This is a genomic window from Calyptranema fuscum S582 (assembly GCF_055793305.1).
Window position 1 is genome coordinate 15,827 of the sequence record NZ_JBSLYH010000057.1, and the last position, 16,084, is coordinate 31,910.

16 protein-coding genes are annotated in these 16,084 nt (G+C 50.6%); 5 read left to right on the top strand and 11 right to left on the bottom strand.

Annotated features, from left to right (window positions below):
- Nucleotides 1-163 precede the first annotated feature (163 nt).
- The 5 genes from ACR6Z4_RS27280 to ACR6Z4_RS27300 all read right to left on the bottom strand — a co-directional run bounded on the left by ACR6Z4_RS27280 (nucleotide 164) and on the right by ACR6Z4_RS27300 (nucleotide 4,194).
- Nucleotides 164-1,144 carry an aldo/keto reductase gene (locus ACR6Z4_RS27280; RefSeq protein WP_479720497.1) on the bottom strand — a complete coding sequence of 327 codons (981 nt, stop codon included), beginning with the start codon at nucleotides 1,142-1,144 and terminating at the stop codon, nucleotides 164-166.
- A 184-nt stretch (nucleotides 1,145-1,328) separates the two neighbouring features.
- Nucleotides 1,329-1,571 carry a hypothetical protein gene (locus ACR6Z4_RS27285; RefSeq protein ID WP_479720498.1) on the bottom strand — a complete coding sequence of 81 codons (243 nt, stop codon included), beginning with the start codon at nucleotides 1,569-1,571 and terminating at the stop codon, nucleotides 1,329-1,331.
- Between the two features lie 142 nt (nucleotides 1,572-1,713).
- The gene (locus ACR6Z4_RS27290; RefSeq protein ID WP_479720520.1) at nucleotides 1,714-2,049 is read right to left on the bottom strand and encodes a carboxymuconolactone decarboxylase family protein; all 336 of its coding nucleotides are present in this window, start codon (nucleotides 2,047-2,049) and stop codon (nucleotides 1,714-1,716) included.
- Between the two features lie 385 nt (nucleotides 2,050-2,434).
- A complete protein-coding gene (locus ACR6Z4_RS27295) occupies nucleotides 2,435-2,815 on the bottom strand; it encodes a MerR family transcriptional regulator (RefSeq protein WP_479720521.1) in 381 nt (126 codons plus the stop codon).
- A gap of 470 nt (nucleotides 2,816-3,285) precedes the next feature.
- Nucleotides 3,286-4,194, bottom strand: a complete 909-nt coding sequence (locus ACR6Z4_RS27300; protein WP_479720522.1) for a bifunctional 3-deoxy-7-phosphoheptulonate synthase/chorismate mutase — start codon at nucleotides 4,192-4,194, stop codon at nucleotides 3,286-3,288.
- 502 nt (nucleotides 4,195-4,696) lie between these two features.
- Here ACR6Z4_RS27300 and ACR6Z4_RS27305 point away from each other — a divergent pair.
- Genes ACR6Z4_RS27305 through ACR6Z4_RS27315 form a run of 3 tightly spaced genes read left to right on the top strand, consistent with a single transcriptional unit; the run spans nucleotide 4,697 to nucleotide 6,748 of the window.
- Nucleotides 4,697-4,828 carry a hypothetical protein gene (locus ACR6Z4_RS27305; RefSeq protein WP_479720499.1) on the top strand — a complete coding sequence of 44 codons (132 nt, stop codon included), beginning with the start codon at nucleotides 4,697-4,699 and terminating at the stop codon, nucleotides 4,826-4,828.
- A 45-nt stretch (nucleotides 4,829-4,873) separates the two neighbouring features.
- Nucleotides 4,874-5,950, top strand: coding sequence for an ABC transporter ATP-binding protein (locus tag ACR6Z4_RS27310; protein ID WP_479720500.1), 1,077 nt, complete (start codon nucleotides 4,874-4,876; stop codon nucleotides 5,948-5,950).
- Nucleotides 5,951-6,748: an ABC transporter permease gene (locus tag ACR6Z4_RS27315; protein ID WP_479720501.1), complete on the top strand. Its 798-nt coding sequence runs from the start codon at nucleotides 5,951-5,953 to the stop codon at nucleotides 6,746-6,748.
- A 6-nt stretch (nucleotides 6,749-6,754) separates the two neighbouring features.
- Here the strand turns inward: ACR6Z4_RS27315 and ACR6Z4_RS27320 are convergent, their stop codons facing one another.
- Nucleotides 6,755-7,186: a pentapeptide repeat-containing protein gene (locus ACR6Z4_RS27320; protein WP_479720502.1), complete on the bottom strand. Its 432-nt coding sequence runs from the start codon at nucleotides 7,184-7,186 to the stop codon at nucleotides 6,755-6,757.
- 219 nt (nucleotides 7,187-7,405) lie between these two features.
- Between ACR6Z4_RS27320 and ACR6Z4_RS27325 the strand changes: the two genes are divergently transcribed.
- Nucleotides 7,406-9,610 (top strand): spermidine synthase, encoded by a 2,205-nt coding sequence (locus tag ACR6Z4_RS27325; RefSeq protein WP_479720503.1) that lies wholly within the window; start codon nucleotides 7,406-7,408, stop codon nucleotides 9,608-9,610.
- On the opposite strand, the gene crtB is transcribed toward ACR6Z4_RS27325, so the two are convergent.
- Both crtB and pds read right to left on the bottom strand, forming a co-directional pair.
- Nucleotides 9,607-10,536 carry a 15-cis-phytoene synthase CrtB gene (gene crtB, locus ACR6Z4_RS27330; RefSeq protein ID WP_479720504.1) on the bottom strand — a complete coding sequence of 310 codons (930 nt, stop codon included), beginning with the start codon at nucleotides 10,534-10,536 and terminating at the stop codon, nucleotides 9,607-9,609. The two genes, ACR6Z4_RS27325 and crtB, sit on opposite strands and share 4 nt — an antisense overlap.
- An 89-nt stretch (nucleotides 10,537-10,625) precedes the next feature.
- Nucleotides 10,626-12,074 (bottom strand): 15-cis-phytoene desaturase, encoded by a 1,449-nt coding sequence (gene pds / locus ACR6Z4_RS27335; RefSeq protein ID WP_479720505.1) that lies wholly within the window; start codon nucleotides 12,072-12,074, stop codon nucleotides 10,626-10,628.
- Between the two features lie 234 nt (nucleotides 12,075-12,308).
- Here pds and ACR6Z4_RS27340 point away from each other — a divergent pair, with 234 nt between their 5' ends.
- A complete protein-coding gene (locus tag ACR6Z4_RS27340; RefSeq protein WP_479720506.1) occupies nucleotides 12,309-13,427 on the top strand; it encodes a SpoIID/LytB domain-containing protein in 1,119 nt (372 codons plus the stop codon).
- A gap of 95 nt (nucleotides 13,428-13,522) precedes the next feature.
- Here ACR6Z4_RS27340 and rsgA read toward each other — a convergent pair whose 3' ends face one another.
- From rsgA to dnaJ, 3 genes are read right to left on the bottom strand one after another with little or no spacing between them, the layout of a single operon-like run.
- Nucleotides 13,523-14,650: a small ribosomal subunit biogenesis GTPase RsgA gene (gene rsgA / locus ACR6Z4_RS27345; RefSeq protein WP_479720507.1), complete on the bottom strand. Its 1,128-nt coding sequence runs from the start codon at nucleotides 14,648-14,650 to the stop codon at nucleotides 13,523-13,525.
- 24 nt (nucleotides 14,651-14,674) lie between these two features.
- Entirely contained in the window at nucleotides 14,675-14,956 is a 282-nt protein-coding gene (locus tag ACR6Z4_RS27350) for a sulfurtransferase TusA family protein (RefSeq protein ID WP_479720508.1), read from the bottom strand.
- A complete protein-coding gene (gene dnaJ / locus ACR6Z4_RS27355) occupies nucleotides 14,953-16,083 on the bottom strand; it encodes a molecular chaperone DnaJ (protein ID WP_479720509.1) in 1,131 nt (376 codons plus the stop codon). The genes ACR6Z4_RS27350 and dnaJ overlap by 4 nt, the downstream gene beginning before the upstream one ends.
- Nucleotide 16,084 lies beyond the last annotated feature (1 nt).

A 16,084-nucleotide genomic window follows, 5' to 3' on the forward strand; every position in this document is an offset into this window, starting at 1 on the left:
TATGGTAAAAGGCGATCGCAAGCTCTGACCAAAATTCCTGCATTCCTCAAGAATTCCCCCCGATCACTGGCAACAAAATTTACAATCACCTCTCCAACCGGATGAGTTGGGCAAAAACGGCGTGCCGTTTTTGCCCAACTCATCCGTCAGGTTGATCAGAGCTTTAGCGATTGACTGTGCTCATATCGGCATAGCGATCGCCTGCGGTCATACCCTTGGGGGCAACCTGTTCGATCTGCTGAAGTTCATCGGCGGTTAGCTGAACATTCACGGCTGCAACATTTTCTTCTAAATACGTACGCCGTTTTGTCCCCGGAATCGGCACCAGATCATCGCCCTGTGCCAACAACCATGCCAATGCCAACTGCCCCGGAGTAGCACCTTTGGCAGCCGCGATCGCTTTCACTTGTTCAACCAGTTGCAGATTTTTGTAAAAGTTTTCGCCTTGAAATCGCGGTGCCACACGACGATAGTCATCTTCTGCCAGGTCATCGGGACTGGCGATCGCTCCAGACAAAAAGCCTCGACCTAAAGGACTGTAGGGCACAAACCCAATTCCCAACTGCCGTACAGTTGGCAAAATTTCATCTTCCGGGTCACGGCTCCAGAGCGAATACTCCGTCTGCAAGGCTGTAATGGGATGCACCGCATGTGCCCGTCGAATGGTTTCCGGTGCTGCCTCCGACAATCCCAGATAGCGCACCTTACCCTGTTGAACTAACTCCGCCATCGCCCCCACCGTATCTTCGATCGGCACAGTGGGGTCAACTCGGTGTTGATAATACAGGTCAATCACCTCTACACCCAAGCGTTTGAGCGACGCATCGCAGGCTTGTCGCACATAGTCAGGCTGACCACTGATGCCGCGCCATCCCCCCTCTTCGGTGCGCACATTACCAAACTTTGTGGCAACCGCAACCTGATCGCGCCGACCTCGAATCGCCTTACCTACCAACTGTTCATTGGTAAAGGGACCATACATATCTGCCGTATCCAACAACGTGATACCCAGATCTAACGCCCGTTGAATTGTGGCGATCGCCTCATCATCATCCCGACCACTATAAAACTCTGACATGCCCATGCAGCCAAGCCCTAATTCGGAAACGACAAGCCCTTGTTGTCCTAATTTGCGTGTTTTCATCTGCGTCTGTTCCTTCTAAACGTGTTGAGTTGGTTGTTAGCTGTTAGCTATTAGCTATTAGCTGTTAGCTGTTAGCTATGAGCTATTGGCTGTTAGCTATGAGCTGTTGGCTATGAGCTGTTAGCTGTTGGCTGTTGGCTGTTAGCTAATAGCTGTCAGCTGTTAGCTATGAGCTACTTGCTCCTTACCTTTCTTGTTCTGTGGGGCGAATTAAAATTTCATTCACATTTACACGGGGCAGTTGAGTGACGGCATAAGCGATCGCATTAGCAATATCCTCACTTTCTAGAGTTTTGAGGGAGCCGTAGAAGTCGTCTGCCCGCGCTTTTGCGGCAGGGTCGGTAATATGTTGGGGCAATTCTCTGGCAACCAAACCGGGTTCAATTACCGTGACGCGACTCTTGTTTTGGTGAACTTCTTGGCGCAACGCTTCTGAAAAAGTACCTACGGTCTACGACATCTTGACCCGCTAACGTTCCAGTCATTTTAAGTGCCTCCTCACGGGTCAACCATTCATCTGGGGATAGAAACTAGATGCCATCCGTATCAGGTGAGGATGCCACAAATCGCTAGTCTCCGGATTGGTCAGCAAACACCTCTTTGGCAACAGCCATGCCATTTAATGCGGCTGGGAATCCGGCATACAGTGCCATTTGCAGAATCACTTCGACAATTTCTTGCTGGCTACAGCCTACGTTCAACGCCCCCTGGATATGCACTTTTAGTTGGGGTTGGGCATTACCCAGGGCAGTCAGTGCTGCCACCGTGGCAATTTCTCTGGATTTCAAATCCAGTCCCGGACGGGAGTAGATATCGCCAAAGCCAAACTCAATAATGTAAGTTCCTAAATCTGGGGCGATCGCCTGCAAGCTGTCGATCACTCGCTCACCGGCAGCACCATCAATCTCCTGGAGTTTAGTCCAACCTCGGTGATAACGTTCCGAGTTAGGGACGGTAGATGGGGTGGCAGGTGAGGTAGCCGGGAGCGATCGCTCAGACGGATGTGCAACCTCATCAGAAGCGCTGAGAATTAAATTTTCATGGAGAGGTAACATGATTGACCTCAATTCACTAGGGTTTACGTTAACGTTAGATTGATAGGGCGATCGCCGCCCTGTTTTATCGTGATTTGTAATCGAGTGGAGTACAGATTATTTTTTGAACGCTATGCGGAGCATACCTTTCAGCGAGATAACCTGGCTACAGCGGAGCGCGAAGCGCTATAGTATTGAATCCGAACTTTTTATTTTTACCTTTACGTAAACGTTAGATTTTAGGCAAAAAATTATCTTACTGAGTCTCAACCTGTTCATCAATCCAGTGTTGGATGCGATCGATGCTGGACTTTAGTTCTGAGCGAAATTGAGTCAGCGATTCGATCTTGTCATCAGTTTCTTGCAGGTGTTGCGTTAGGATTTCAACAATTTTGCGTTTGCCTTGCAATCGCGTCGGATCGCCAAAATAGAGCGGAATCACGGTTGTAATTTCCTCCAGGCTAAGTCCTAGTTCTTTCAAAACTGCAATTTTTTCTAACCGTTGCAATTCAACGTCTGTGTAATATCGAAAGCCTTTTCCTTCGCGTTCACTGGGTCCCAATAACCCAAGACTTTCGTAATAGCGAATCGTTCGGGGTGTTACACCCGCCCGTTGAGCTAATTCACCAATCCGCATTTTTTCGTTCACATTCTATTTTTACCAAACTTTTACGTTAACGTCAAATCTTTGCGATCCAAAACAGCGACTTGTGCCCGGTCTGGAGTGTCGCGCCATGCGGGCGCGACACTCCAGACCCAAAGCCCCAACCAGCGTGGCTGGAGATAAGACCCTACCCGATTGCAATCGACTCCAGGGGCATTTTTTAGTCATGCCAATTTAATGAGCGATTGCACCAGAGCTCGTAGGGACGCATCGCCATGCACCCTTACAGAAGAGTGATGTGCCGTGCAGTCTGCTTAAATCGGTATCCCATCCCAGCCCGAAGTCGGATCAATGTTGCTAGATTTATCCAGTTTTTTCCAATTTTTTCCTGATGGACTATCCATTCCTGTGAGAAAGGGAATGGTAGATGCACCCTGAATTAAATCCCTGGCGTTCCGCTAGGGATTTTTTATTTTGATCCATTGGCGGTAAATGGGATGACCTTACGCGACAAATGCCAGTTGAGGTAGGCGTTCAATCCCAGTTGGCATGGTTCTGCCAACGGCTGCCGCGATGGGGCGCAGGCTCTCGACTAATTCCATCATGTCGTCTAAAGCAAGCGTTTGACGCGCATCAGAAATAGAGTTTTCGGGGTCTGGATGGCACTCGACCATGATGCCGTCGGCAGCACAGGCGATCGCTGCTTTTGCCAAATTGGGCACGAGTTCCCGTTTTCCAGCGGCATGGCTGGGGTCTACGATCACGGGCAGATGGGTAATTTGTTTGAGCGCAACTACCGCACCCAGATCTAAAACATTGCGCGTATAAGTATCGAAGCTGCGAATGCCACGTTCGCACAAAATCACATTGGGGTTGCCGTGGCTAAGAATATATTCTGCTGCCATGACAAACTCTTCGACGGTAGCAGCTAATCCTCGTTTTAATACAATTGGCTTATGGGTCTGCCCCAGCGCTTTGAGTAAGTCGAAATTTTGCATATTGCGGCTACCCACCTGCAACACGTCGGCATAGGTCACAATCTCTTCGATCTGCGAAATTGCCATGACTTCCGTAATCACAGGTAAACCATAGCGATCGCGCACCGATGCTAAAACCTTTAAACCCTCCAATCCCATGCCCTGGAAATCGTAAGGAGATGTGCGAGGCTTATACACTCCACCCCGCAAAGCCTGGATCGGAGCCGTAACTAAGCGACTGGCGATCGCGTCCATTTGCGCTTGACTTTCGACGGAACACGGACCGCCCACAATTAACAGATCTTGTCCGCCAACTGCCACCGTTTCAGAAAGGTGAATGACAGTTGTGTGGTCGGAATGAGCTTTCGCAACGAGTTTCGCTTTTTGCACGGGAGTCTCCTTGAATTGAGGGAAAAGGGAAAAAAGTTTAAGGATTGAACGCTTGGCATGAAAAAACCCGGAACGTTGTCGTTCCGGGTTGTGTGAAGAGTGCACGACAAACTCACCCGGAACGTTGCCTGGTCCAAAAAAAGTATCCAAAAAAGAATCCGAGGGTTGTGTGCAGCATGATTGAGAGTTGATTAAAGGTGGGACGAACGGGAAGGGTGAACTATCAGCCTAGAAACACAAAAACCGCAGAGGTTAGTCTGCGGTTCACTCAGAGGTTCCATACGAAGCTGGACTCACCCCAAGTGAACCTTCGTAAAGAAAAACCAAAAATAGAGTGCTGACTGGAACATAAAGCTTTGGCGTTTTTTGTCGTGTAGAGTTGACTGGCTTGATATTGCTAAACCTAACAGACAAGTCGAAATGGCGTCAAGTACCTTAATGGGGTGAGCGAGGGGTGTTAACTAGCAGATTCCTGAGAATCGTGGATTTAATAAAACCCAATTCTTTTTGAGAGAGCGACGGCTCCGCCGTCGCTCTCTCAAAAAGAATGACAGGTTATTTAACGTGTGATCCTAAGGTGATGGTGATTGGACAGGCGATCGCCCCTTCTCCATATCATCCCTTTGACGAAACTGCCATTGTTTTGGCTACAATTCATCAGGTGGTCAGGAACACTTAGTCAGAAACATTTTGGTCAGGAACATTGCGTTTCTAAAAACAAACCATGATTGAAGTCGAACATCTCAGCAAAACCTACGGCTCCACAACAGCAATCCAGGATGTAACATTTTCGGTTGAGAAAGGCGAAATTTTAGGATTTCTGGGACCCAACGGAGCCGGAAAAACAACAACGATGCGAATTTTGAGTGGGTATTTGCCTGCAACCACAGGTACGGCTCGCATTGCTGGCTTTGATGTGCATGAAGACTCAATGGCAGTTCGGCAAAGCATTGGCTATTTACCCGAAACACCGCCCCTGTATCCGGAGATGACCGTTGCCGGATTTCTCCAGTTTGTGGCTCAGATTAAAGGCATATCGGCAGGCGATCGCCCCGGACGGGTTGAGTCTGCGCTAAAACGCTGCAACTTACTCGAAAAGCATAATGTTCTGATTCGCAAATTATCAAAAGGCTTTCGCCAGCGGGTTGGCATTGCCCAGGCGATCGTCCACGACCCGCCCGCCATCATTTTGGACGAACCGACGGTGGGCTTAGACCCGCGACAAATCATCGATGTCCGCAATCTGATCAAGAGTCTGGCAGGGGAACATACCATTATCCTCTCAACCCATATTCTGCCAGAAGCCAGCATGACGTGTAACCGAGTTGCCATCATCAACAAAGGGCAGGTAGTGGCAACGAATACGCCAGAGGAACTGGTTAACCAACTGGTTGGGGGAGGGGTGCGCTATGAGTTGGAAGTCGTGGGAGACTTCGAACCGTTGAAACAACGATTGCAAGGGTTACACAGCATTCGCATGATAGACACCCAGTCGGCTCCCGATCGCCCAGATGGGCACTATCGCGTCAAGATCGAGCTGGAGGCGGGAGTTGACCTTGGACGAGAGATCTCAGCCATGGTAATCGGGGCTGGGCTGGGGTTATATGAAATGCGGCGGAGCCAGGGCAGTCTAGAAGATGTGTTCTTGGAACTGACCACGGAAGAAAAAACTATAGAGTCGGATAACGGTGACACCCCTGAGGCTGAAGCACCTGATTTATCTAATGATTTAGCCAGTCCAGAGCACCAGCAAGAGATCCAGCCGCAAGAAATCAAGTCGTCTGAAGGGGAAGGAGTTTAAATGCGAATCATTCTTGGCAATATTTTGGCAATTTACCGCAAAGAACTTCAGAGCTATTTTGCCTCTCCCTTTGCGTACATCATTGCTGGTATTTTTTGGCTATTGGCTGGTTTTTTCTTTGTGGCAATTTTATTAGGACCTCAAGGGTTGATCGCCCAGGTTGCTTTACGCGATCAAATGGGAATCACAGAGCCTCCGGTCGATGTTCCTTACCAATTCATCAGCATTTTCTTAGGCATTTTAGGATCGCTGTCCCTCTTCGTTTTGCCAATGCTATCGATGGGGCTGTATACCGAAGAACGCAAGCGGGGTACGTTAGAACTCCTGGCAACCTCACCCATTACCAACTGGGCAGTGGCAGTAGGGAAGTTGCTTGGGGTCGTCACTTTTTTTGCCACGATGGTCTTGCCATTAATGGTGTATGAGGCGATCGCCCTACGTGCCTCAGATCCACCTTTCCAACTGCCGGTCTTATTCATGGGTCATATGGCTTTGATCTTGATGGCAGCTGGTGTGCTGTCTGGAGGAATGTTCATCTCGTCCCTGACAGATAGTACAATCCTGGCTGCCATCCTGACCTTTTCGTCGATGCTGACCCTCTGGATGATCGATAGCATTGCCAATGCCGTGGGCGGCACCTTTGGCGACGCCTTAGGACACCTGTCATTGATCAAGCATTACACCAACCTGACTCAGGGGGTTCTAGACACCAGTAGCCTGGTTTTATTTGGCAGCTATATTATCTTGGGAGTCTTTCTCACTGCCCAATCTATCGAAGCATTTCGATTCCAACGGTAACTGTCGTCAGTCGCCACCCACGTTGATATCGCTACCCAGAACTTGTGCCCCACTTAGCTCAACGCCGGTCAGGACGGTTTCTGTGGTGCTGGCGTAGTACATCTGCGCATTGGTCAGGTCGGCATTTGTCAAGTTGGCGTAGTCAAACACAGCATTCGTGGCAAATGCACCCGTCAAATCTGCCTGACTCAGGTTTGCACCCGTTAGATCCGCACCTTCCAGATTCGAATTGATCAGCGTAGCACCCGTCAAATCCGCGTTTCGCAGGTCAGCGCCAATCAAATGCGCGTCATTTAGATTAGCTCCTGTCAAGTCACAGCTTGGGCAAGCACCCGTTTCCAGAAGTTGCTGCACTTGGGTTGGGTTTTCGGCTCGGACGCTAGTTGCAATGAATAGCGGTGCAATCAGAGCAATCGACGTAAGTAACATTCGTTTCATTTTTCGCTCCTCCGTTATCAACGGTAAGCAACTGTGTAGCCCGGTCAGCGATCGCCATTGAGGTCAGTAACAAGAAGGTTTAGCGCACCTTATTCCTCATCCAAACATCTCAAGCAACTGCTATACCTATAGCTTCGCATTCTTAGCAGGGGATTGCCATCTAGCTACAGAATGAGTTACATTTAGAGGTTTTTACACTCAACGTTAAGGACATGGCAGTTGCTCTTCCTATTCTCTACAACGCTGTTGGGCAGTGCGTTTTTGCTGTTTTGGGTGCAGCTGATGGTGGGCAAAATGATTCTGCCCTTGTTGGGTGGCTCACCCGCCGTCTGGAATACGTGCTTATTCTTTTTTCAGGCAGTGCTGCTGCTGGGTTATGGCTATTCTCACGTGGCTACCACGAGCTGGAAGATCCGTCATCAAGCCGTCTTTCATATCGGTCTGCTGCTGGTGACGCTGCTGGTCTTACCGATTGCTCCTGCTCCGGGTTGGATGCCCTCAGCAGACACGATTCCCGTCCTGTGGCTGTTGGGCTTATTGAGCGTCTCTGTGGGGTTGCCGTTTTTCGTCGTTTCCACCACGGCTCCCCTGTTGCAAAAATGGCTAGCTCAAACGCCTAGCGTGGCGGGCAAAGATCCCTATTTTCTCTACGCCGCAAGTAATTTGGGGAGTTTGCTGGGGCTGGTTTGCTATCCGCTGGGGTTGGAACCCACCCTCTCGTTAACCCAACAAAGCCAACTATGGGCGATCGCCTATGGTGTGTTGATAGTGCTGGTGTTGAGTTGTGCCGTGTATGTGTGGCGATCGCCTGCCTCTGCCAATGCTCCCGATCCCACGTTTGACCAACCATCCCTTGAGAACGCCCCCACGGGTCAACAGCAACTGCAATGGGTCGTGCTTGCCTTTCTACCCTCCAGTTTGCTGCTGGGGGTCACGACCTATATCACGACCGATTTAGCGGCTGTTCCGTTGCTTTGGGCAGTGCCGCTGATGATTTATCTGCTCACCTTTATCCTCACCTTTGCGCCGCGATCGCGGCTTCCCCATACATTACTGATCTTGCTACAACCGCTGCTATTAACCGCCCTCTGCCTACTGTTTTTGCTGCGAATTGTGCAACCTATCTGGCTCATTTTGCCTTTGCATCTGTTGGGTTTATTGCTCGTTGCCGGTATCTGTCATAGTGAATTGGCGCGGAGCCGTCCCGATCCTCAACATCTCACGCTGTTTTATTTTTGGATTGCCCTGGGTGGGGTCTTGGGTGGCTGGTTGAATGCGATCGCTGCTCCCATCCTTTATCCCAGTGTGCTGGAATATCCGCTGATTTTGCTCCTGAGTCTATTGCTCTTACAAACCCCCCTTTTTGCAGACACGCGAATCGGTAGTTTCCGGTTGCGGTTAACGTTACCCCTGAGTTTAGGACTGTTGGGCGGCGGATTGCTGGTTGGGTTTAGTGCCGATTGGCGACCGGAACAGTGGATGGGATTAGGATTGGCGATCGCCCTATTACTGGGGCTACGGTATGCTTTCCGAGGGCACTGGTGGATGGCAGGGGTAGGCATCGTTTTGATTGGCTTACTCCACCAATTTTCGGTAGGGGGCGGGGCAGACGTATTGCTCAGCGATCGCAGCTTTTTTGGCGTGTATCGAGTGCTCAGCCCAACCCAGTCGGGGGGCTACCACAGCCTCTTACATGGCACGACCCTGCACGGCGAGCAAAGCCTCGATCCCGATCGGCGTAACGAACCGCTTACCTATTTCACTCGCACGGGACCTGTGGGGCAATTGTTTCAGGCATTTGCCGATACGCCTCCCGATCGGATTGGAGTTTTGGGCTTGGGGGTAGGCACGCTGGCAACGTATGCTCAGGCGAACCAACAGTGGACGTTTTATGAAATCGATCCCCTAGCGGTCAAAATTGCCACTGATCCGGACTATTTCACGTTCCTACAAGACAGTCGGGCAGCGATTGATCTAGTGGTGGGAGATGGTCGCTTGGCGATCGCCCAGATCCCCAACTCATCCTACGATTGGCTATTTATGGATGCCTTCAGTTCCGATTCCATCCCACTGCATCTCATTACCCAGGACGCGATTCAACTGTATTTTGAGAAATTGAGCGATCGCGGTTTGCTGGTCGTCAATATCACCAATCGGTTTTTAGAATTAGAACCCGTTTTAGGGGCGATCGCCCATCACCTGAACCTGGCAACCCTGGCACAATTTGAAACGGATGTCTCAGACGCCGATCGAGCTGTCGGCAAAGCACCCTCTCACTGGGTCATCTTGGCACGGCAGCCAGAAGATTTTGGGGCATTACAAGCTGATCCCCGCTGGCATCCTATTGCCATCGATGTCAATCAGCAGCCCTGGACCGATGATTTTTCCAATATTGTTCAGGCAATTCGCATCGGGCAGCGCTAAAGCACTTCGGCACACAGTTTTGCCATCGGCAGACACAGCATTTTGCGCCAGCCTGGAACATAGGCTCGCTGCCGGAAGACGTCATACTGATTTTGCTCAATCACATCTAAAATGCCGCGATAGAGCATCAGTGCTGCCCAAACGGGGAATCGAGCATCTTGGCTGAGCTGGCGAATGCCTCTTTCTGCCTCGGTGTAAAACTTTCGCGCCCGTTGGATCTGAAACCGCATCAGCTCGCACCAGCGATCGTCTACCACACCCGCCAACAGGTCGGCTTCGGTATAGTTAAACAGTTGCAGATCGGCTTGGGGAATGTAGATGCGCCCACGGCGAGCGTCTTCCCCAACATCCCGCAAAATATTGGTTAACTGATTGGCAACGCCAAGGGCGATCGCCTCTTGAGTCGGGTCAATTTCACCCTGGTTTTGTTCCCACGGTGCCCTGGTGTTGTTGGTCGCAACCCCCATCACTGCCGCCGACATCAGCCCCACCGTACCTGCCACCCGGTAGCAATATAGCTCCAGTTCCTCAAAGGTTTCATAGCGACTCCGGTACAGATCCATGCGCTGACCTGCGATCATGTCCCGAAAAGGCTGAATGTCAATCGGAAAACGCTCTAGCGTATCGACCAATGCGACATCCACATCGTCCAGAGGATGACCTGCAAAAATTGATTCCAGGTTTTCCTCCCACTCATTGAGAGTGGCATCAGTCGTAAATTCTGCTTTCGGTCCATCAACCAGCTCATCGGTGCGACGACACCAAACATAAATAGCCCAGATAGCCCGACGCTTGGCTTCTGGCATCAGGAGCGTGCCCACATAAAAGGTCTTAGAGTACATTGCCGTCACTTGACGACAAAGCTCATAGGAGTCTTCCAGGGACGCCAGGGAAAGGATACGAGGAGATTCAGGCAATTGCAGCATTCCGTTGCAGATGGGGGGTACTTGTGAGATGTTAGCGATTCACCATCAGCTATCAGCTTTTCAGGTTAGGGATCGCTTGGTCAAGTCACTCAACGAACTGAAGGCTGTAAATCTTCTAACTTGGGGTTAGATTGCCCTGTCGCGGTTGCTGAGGAGCCTGTCGTGTTTTGGCGATCGCTAATTGCCTGAGCGGCTAGCTTACCCGAAAGGACAGCTCCCTCCATACTTGCTAGATAACGCTGCATCGTAAAGTCACCTGCCAGGAAAAAGTTAGGAATGGGCGTTACTTGTGAGGGACGGTATTGCTGACAACCGGGTACCGCTTTATAAACGGAGCGCGGTGTTTTCACAACTTTAGACTTCAACAGTGTGGCAGTGTTGTCTCCTGTGAAGTGTTCTGGAAATAGCTTTTCCAGTTCTACCATAGTTGCTGCAATAATCTCTTCGTCTGATTTACTAATCCAATCTTTTGCGGGCGCTAAAACCAATTCCAACATCGATCGATTGGGGTCGGCATATTCGCGGCAGGTGTTGCTCATGTCGGCATAAACACTCAGCAACGGCGATCGCGAAAATAATAAGTGATCGATATCGGTGAGTTTGCGATCGAACCAGAGATGCAAATTAATCACGGGCACCCCTTCCAACCCATCCAGCTGTTTGAAGTAGCTCTGCTCTCGCCAGGGGGTCGGCAGCATGACTTTCAACGGGTCAACGGGCATCGCTGACACATATAAATCTGCCGTCAGCACCTCATCCTCTGCGTCGTCTAAACCGCGCAACAAAAATCCGCGTACCGATTGGTCATCGTTCAGCAAGATTTCTTTTAAAGGTGCATTTAACCGCACCTCACCCCCGCGTTCGGTAATATAGTCCACCATCGGCTGACAGAGGCGTTCTGTGGGTGAACCATCCAAAAATGCCATTTTTGAACCGTAGCGCTCCTGCAAGAAGCGATTCATGGCAGTCAGGATCACCGTTGAAGAAATTTCATCCGGGCCAATAAAATTTAACGATTTAGACATAGCAATGAAGACTTCTTCATTCACCCGTTCGGGAATGCCATGTTTTTGCAACCACTCTGTCCAGGAGTAGCGATCCATCTCTTCGACATAGGCTTGCCCGCGCAGCATCACCGGGATTAGCCCCAGCCCAAATTTGATCTTTTCCTCCCAGGTGAGCATGTCATTGTTGCGCAAAATTGCCGCAATGCCGTTCCAGGGTGCCGGAATATCAGGGAAATCAAAGCGGGAATAGACCCCCGGATGATCCGGCTGATTCATAATCATGCTGTGCTCTTTCCACTGCAACCGATCCTCAATGCCCAGCTCTTTGAACAGCTGAAGGACATTGGGATAAGCGCCAAAGAAAATATGCAGCCCGGTTTCATACCAGTCGCCATCTTCATCTTTCCAGGCAGCGACCTTACCGCCCAAGACATCGCGACGTTCTAAGACGATGGGGGTATGCCCTGCATCAACCAAGTATTTTGCGCAAGATAGCCCTGCTAACCCTGCTCCAGCGATCGCAACTCGCATGTAATGTGATTACCCTTGAAAAAGTTTTGACACTCAGTTCACATTAAAATTATATGTTGCAATCTGTTACATTTTGATTCGCTGCAACTAAATCTATTAAGAATGACTCGTTAATTCGTCTGCCATTCTGGTTGAGAGAGCTGTGGCGCTTTCAACCAGCGGTGAACTTTATCAAATCCATGATCCTACGTCAGAATGCAATAGGGGCACCTTAAGTCTTTGCAATGGGTTGAAATGCTAAAACGACCATATCCTTCATGGCTAAACCGTTATCTTGGGTTAGGGATTCCCCTGATCGGCGTTGTCATCGTCGGCGGCATTTTTTTGGAGCGGCAACGGCAACAGGTTGAGACCGTTATCCCAGCCACCCCTCCCTCAGCCTCAGCCTCACCTGTTACCCCAGGCGATCGTCCTTCTCCAGCCTCACCCACACCGACTCCATCCGCGATCGCCTCTACTTCAGTGCCCCTGGCAGGAATCGTCCCCCACCTTTCTTCCCGCCCAGGACAACCTTCCACGACGCCATCTGTCAGTCCCTCTGCTGCCACACCACCGCTAACGGCTGCCCAACAGGCTGCCAACCAACAGGCAATCGAAGAATTTCATGCCTCAATGCCCACCATTGATGCCTCGATCGAGATGCATGTGGCGATCGCCGTAGGGGTTCCTTCTACAACCTTTAGCAGCGCTGGGGGAGCTAATTTGCGCGATCGCAATGGTCAAAGTTTACGGTCTCTCGCTGCCGGAGAACATTACACCGTCCAGGCACAGGGAAATGCGATCGCCTTGGGGTCCTGGAACTTACCATCCGTTGTCTGGATAGAAATTCCACCGACAAGCACCTTTCGACTGGGCGATCGCGAATATCGGGGGCAGTTATTACTGGCAGCTGAGTCAGGACGGCTCTGGGCAGTCAATTACGTCAATATGCGGCAGTACCTCTACAGTGTCGTTGGTAGCGAAGTCTCTCCCAGTTGGGATATGGAAGCGCTCAAAGCGCAAGCCGTCGCTGCCCGTTCCTATGCACTGACGTACTATTTTCGACCTGCCAACGACCTCTATCACTTAGGCGCAACCGAACGCTACCAGGTGTATCGCGGCATCGAACGAGAAGCAGCCAGAACCAATCAAGCCGTAGACGACACAGCCGGAGAATTTGTGAGTTATCGGGGAGGCATTGTCGAGTCGCTCTATGCTGCCTCTGATGATATTGTTGCAGAAGCATTTCAAGGTCGGGGCATGAGCCAACTGGGCGCACTCAACCTGGCAGAGCAGGGATATTCCTACCAACAAATTTTAAGTAATTATTATCCCGGCACAGGCGTCGGACGAGTCGAACAAGATTACGAATAAGAGATTCCAGTTTTTGAGTGAGAGCCTCGCAGAGCGAGGCTCTCACTCAAAAACTCGTATTTCACGTAACTGAAAATTGCTATGCCTATATTGGTTTACAGATCTGCCTCATCTTTTGCCATCAAGTCCCCAATATCATGGCAAAGGTCTTGAAGCGCCTGCTTTTCGGTACGCCGCGACGGACGCCGATATTTCTTGCTTTCTAGCTTGGGTTCCGATTGAATCTGTCCTTCTCGCCCAATTTTCATCTTGGTTGTAGACTCAGCATCCCCCGTCTGGTCTTGAGCATCCTGACGAGCGATCGCCTCGCTCAAAAACCGTAAATAGTGCTCATAACGCTCCCAGTCGCCACGAACCGCGCAATTGGGTTCATCCCGATGCAAACAATCGCTAAATTGACACTGACCCTCGGCTAACCGTTGCCCAATCTCCGGAAAATAATCGGCTAATTCTCCTGGCAAACAATCGAGGTCGGGCTGGTTAAACCCAGGCGTATCGGCTAACAACCCACCCATGGGCAGCTCAAATAACTCAACGTGGCGCGTGGTATGCCGTCCCCGCCCCAGCTTGCCCGACACAGCCCCAACTCTCAAATCGATTTTGGGAATCAGATGGTTAATCAAACTTGACTTACCCACGCCGGAAGGTCCCGACACAATTGTAATGCGTTGGTCTAACTGGGCTTCTAGCTGATGGAGACCTTGATTGTGTTCAAGACTGACAATCAGAGGAGAATAGCCCCACTGCTCCAGGCGATGACTCCAATCGTGCTGCACGGCATCTGAAACCAGATCGCTTTTATTCAAACAGAGCGCCACCGATATCCCCGTTGATTCTGCTTTGATCAGAAAATGACTCAGCTGAAACGGGTCTAAATCGGGTTCTGCCAGGGCAAATACCAGCAAAATTTGATCGGCATTGGCAATGGGTGGACGATCAAGCTCGGTACGACGCGGAGCCACCTGCACGATCGCCCCTCGCCCACCATCCCAGTCAGGCTCCTCAATTTGGACGCGATCGCCCACCATGACTTGCTGCCCAATTTTTTTGAGCCGCGATCGCCGGGTGCAAAGAAGCGATGAAATTGCCCTTGCACCTTCTGGTAGCGTTTCAGGGTCAAGCTGCACCCAATAATAATTCGCCTGCACTGACAACACAGTGCCTGTCAGAGTTGTGAAATCCGGAATCTGCACCTTGAGCGAAGGCTCTAAATCTGCACTCATCACTCTGGTTTTAAAGCTCACAACTTAACATTCAGAATGACCTTCTGTGAAAGGATGACGGACTCTTAAGGCAAAAAAGGCGTGATGATCTTCAATACTTTCTACGGCGTACCCCGACATCTTTAAACTGTCAGGCACTTGCTCGATCGGCTCTCCCGGATCAAGCCAGACCTCCAGTAAGGTACCAGGCGTCATTTTCTCCAGCCGCAATTTGGTTCGCACAAAGTTGATCGGACAGGGCGTTCCTCGCAGGTCTAAATGCGCGGCGGCATCGGGATGGACAGTAACGGCTTCTGTAGGCTTCATCCTCGGAATAATCCTCCTAGAAACCCCTCAATACCGCCTCCTTTACCAATGCGATCGCCCCGGATCTTAGCCAGCTTCTCCAGCAATTCTCGCTCTTCAGGCGCAATCTTAGTCGGGATATCAATCAGAACTGTGATTAAATGATCGCCCCGGCTAACCGGATTACCTAGCCGTGGGACACCGTGATTTTCTAAGGTTAATACTGTATTCGGCTGAGTCCCCGGAGAAATTAATAATTCAGCAGGTCCATCTACCGTATTCACCTCTAAGCGGCAGCCCAGAATTGCCTGCAAATAGCTAATTTTAAGCTCTGATAGAATATTGATCCCATCTCGTTGAAACTCAGCATCTTCGTTGACAAAGAGATAGACATACAGATCCCCCGGCGGTCCACTCCGTTGTCCGGCATCGCCTTCCCCAGATACGCGCAAACGGGTTCCATTATCGACACCAGCCGGAATATTGATCTTGAGTTTCTTGGCTTCCTGCCGTTGCCCACTACCGCTACAGACATCACATTTGTCTTCGATCACCTGTCCGCCGCCATTGCAGGTCGGACACACCGAAACTTGGGTGAAACTGCCAAAGGGCGTGCGCGTGGCTCGACGAACTTGACCTGAGCCGGAACAGGTTGGACAGGTACGTGGGCGAGTTCCAGGTTTTGCTCCAGAACCGCTGCATGTGGTGCAGGTTTCTAAATGGCTAATGCGGATCTCTTTCTCGCCACCAAATACGGCTTCACGAAAGTCTAACTTCAGATCCAGACGCAAATCGTCACCCCTGACGGGACCGCTACGACGACGGACTTGCTGACCCATGCCACCCGAGAAGCCACTAAAGAAACTCTCAAAAATATCAGCGAAGCCACCTAAGTCGCTAAAGTCCTGCGGATTGGGACCCGCCCCAGAACTAACGCCCGCTTCTCCAAACCGATCGTAGCGAGCCCGAATTTCTGGTTCTGAGAGCACTTCGTAAGCGCGATTAATTTCTTTAAATCGCTCTTCAGCCCCTTCTTCTTTGTTGACGTCAGGGTGATACTTGCGAGCTAGCCGACGGTAAGCGCGCTTAATTTCCTCTTTGTCTGCACTACGAGAGACACCGAGAACTTCATAGTAATCACGAGCCATA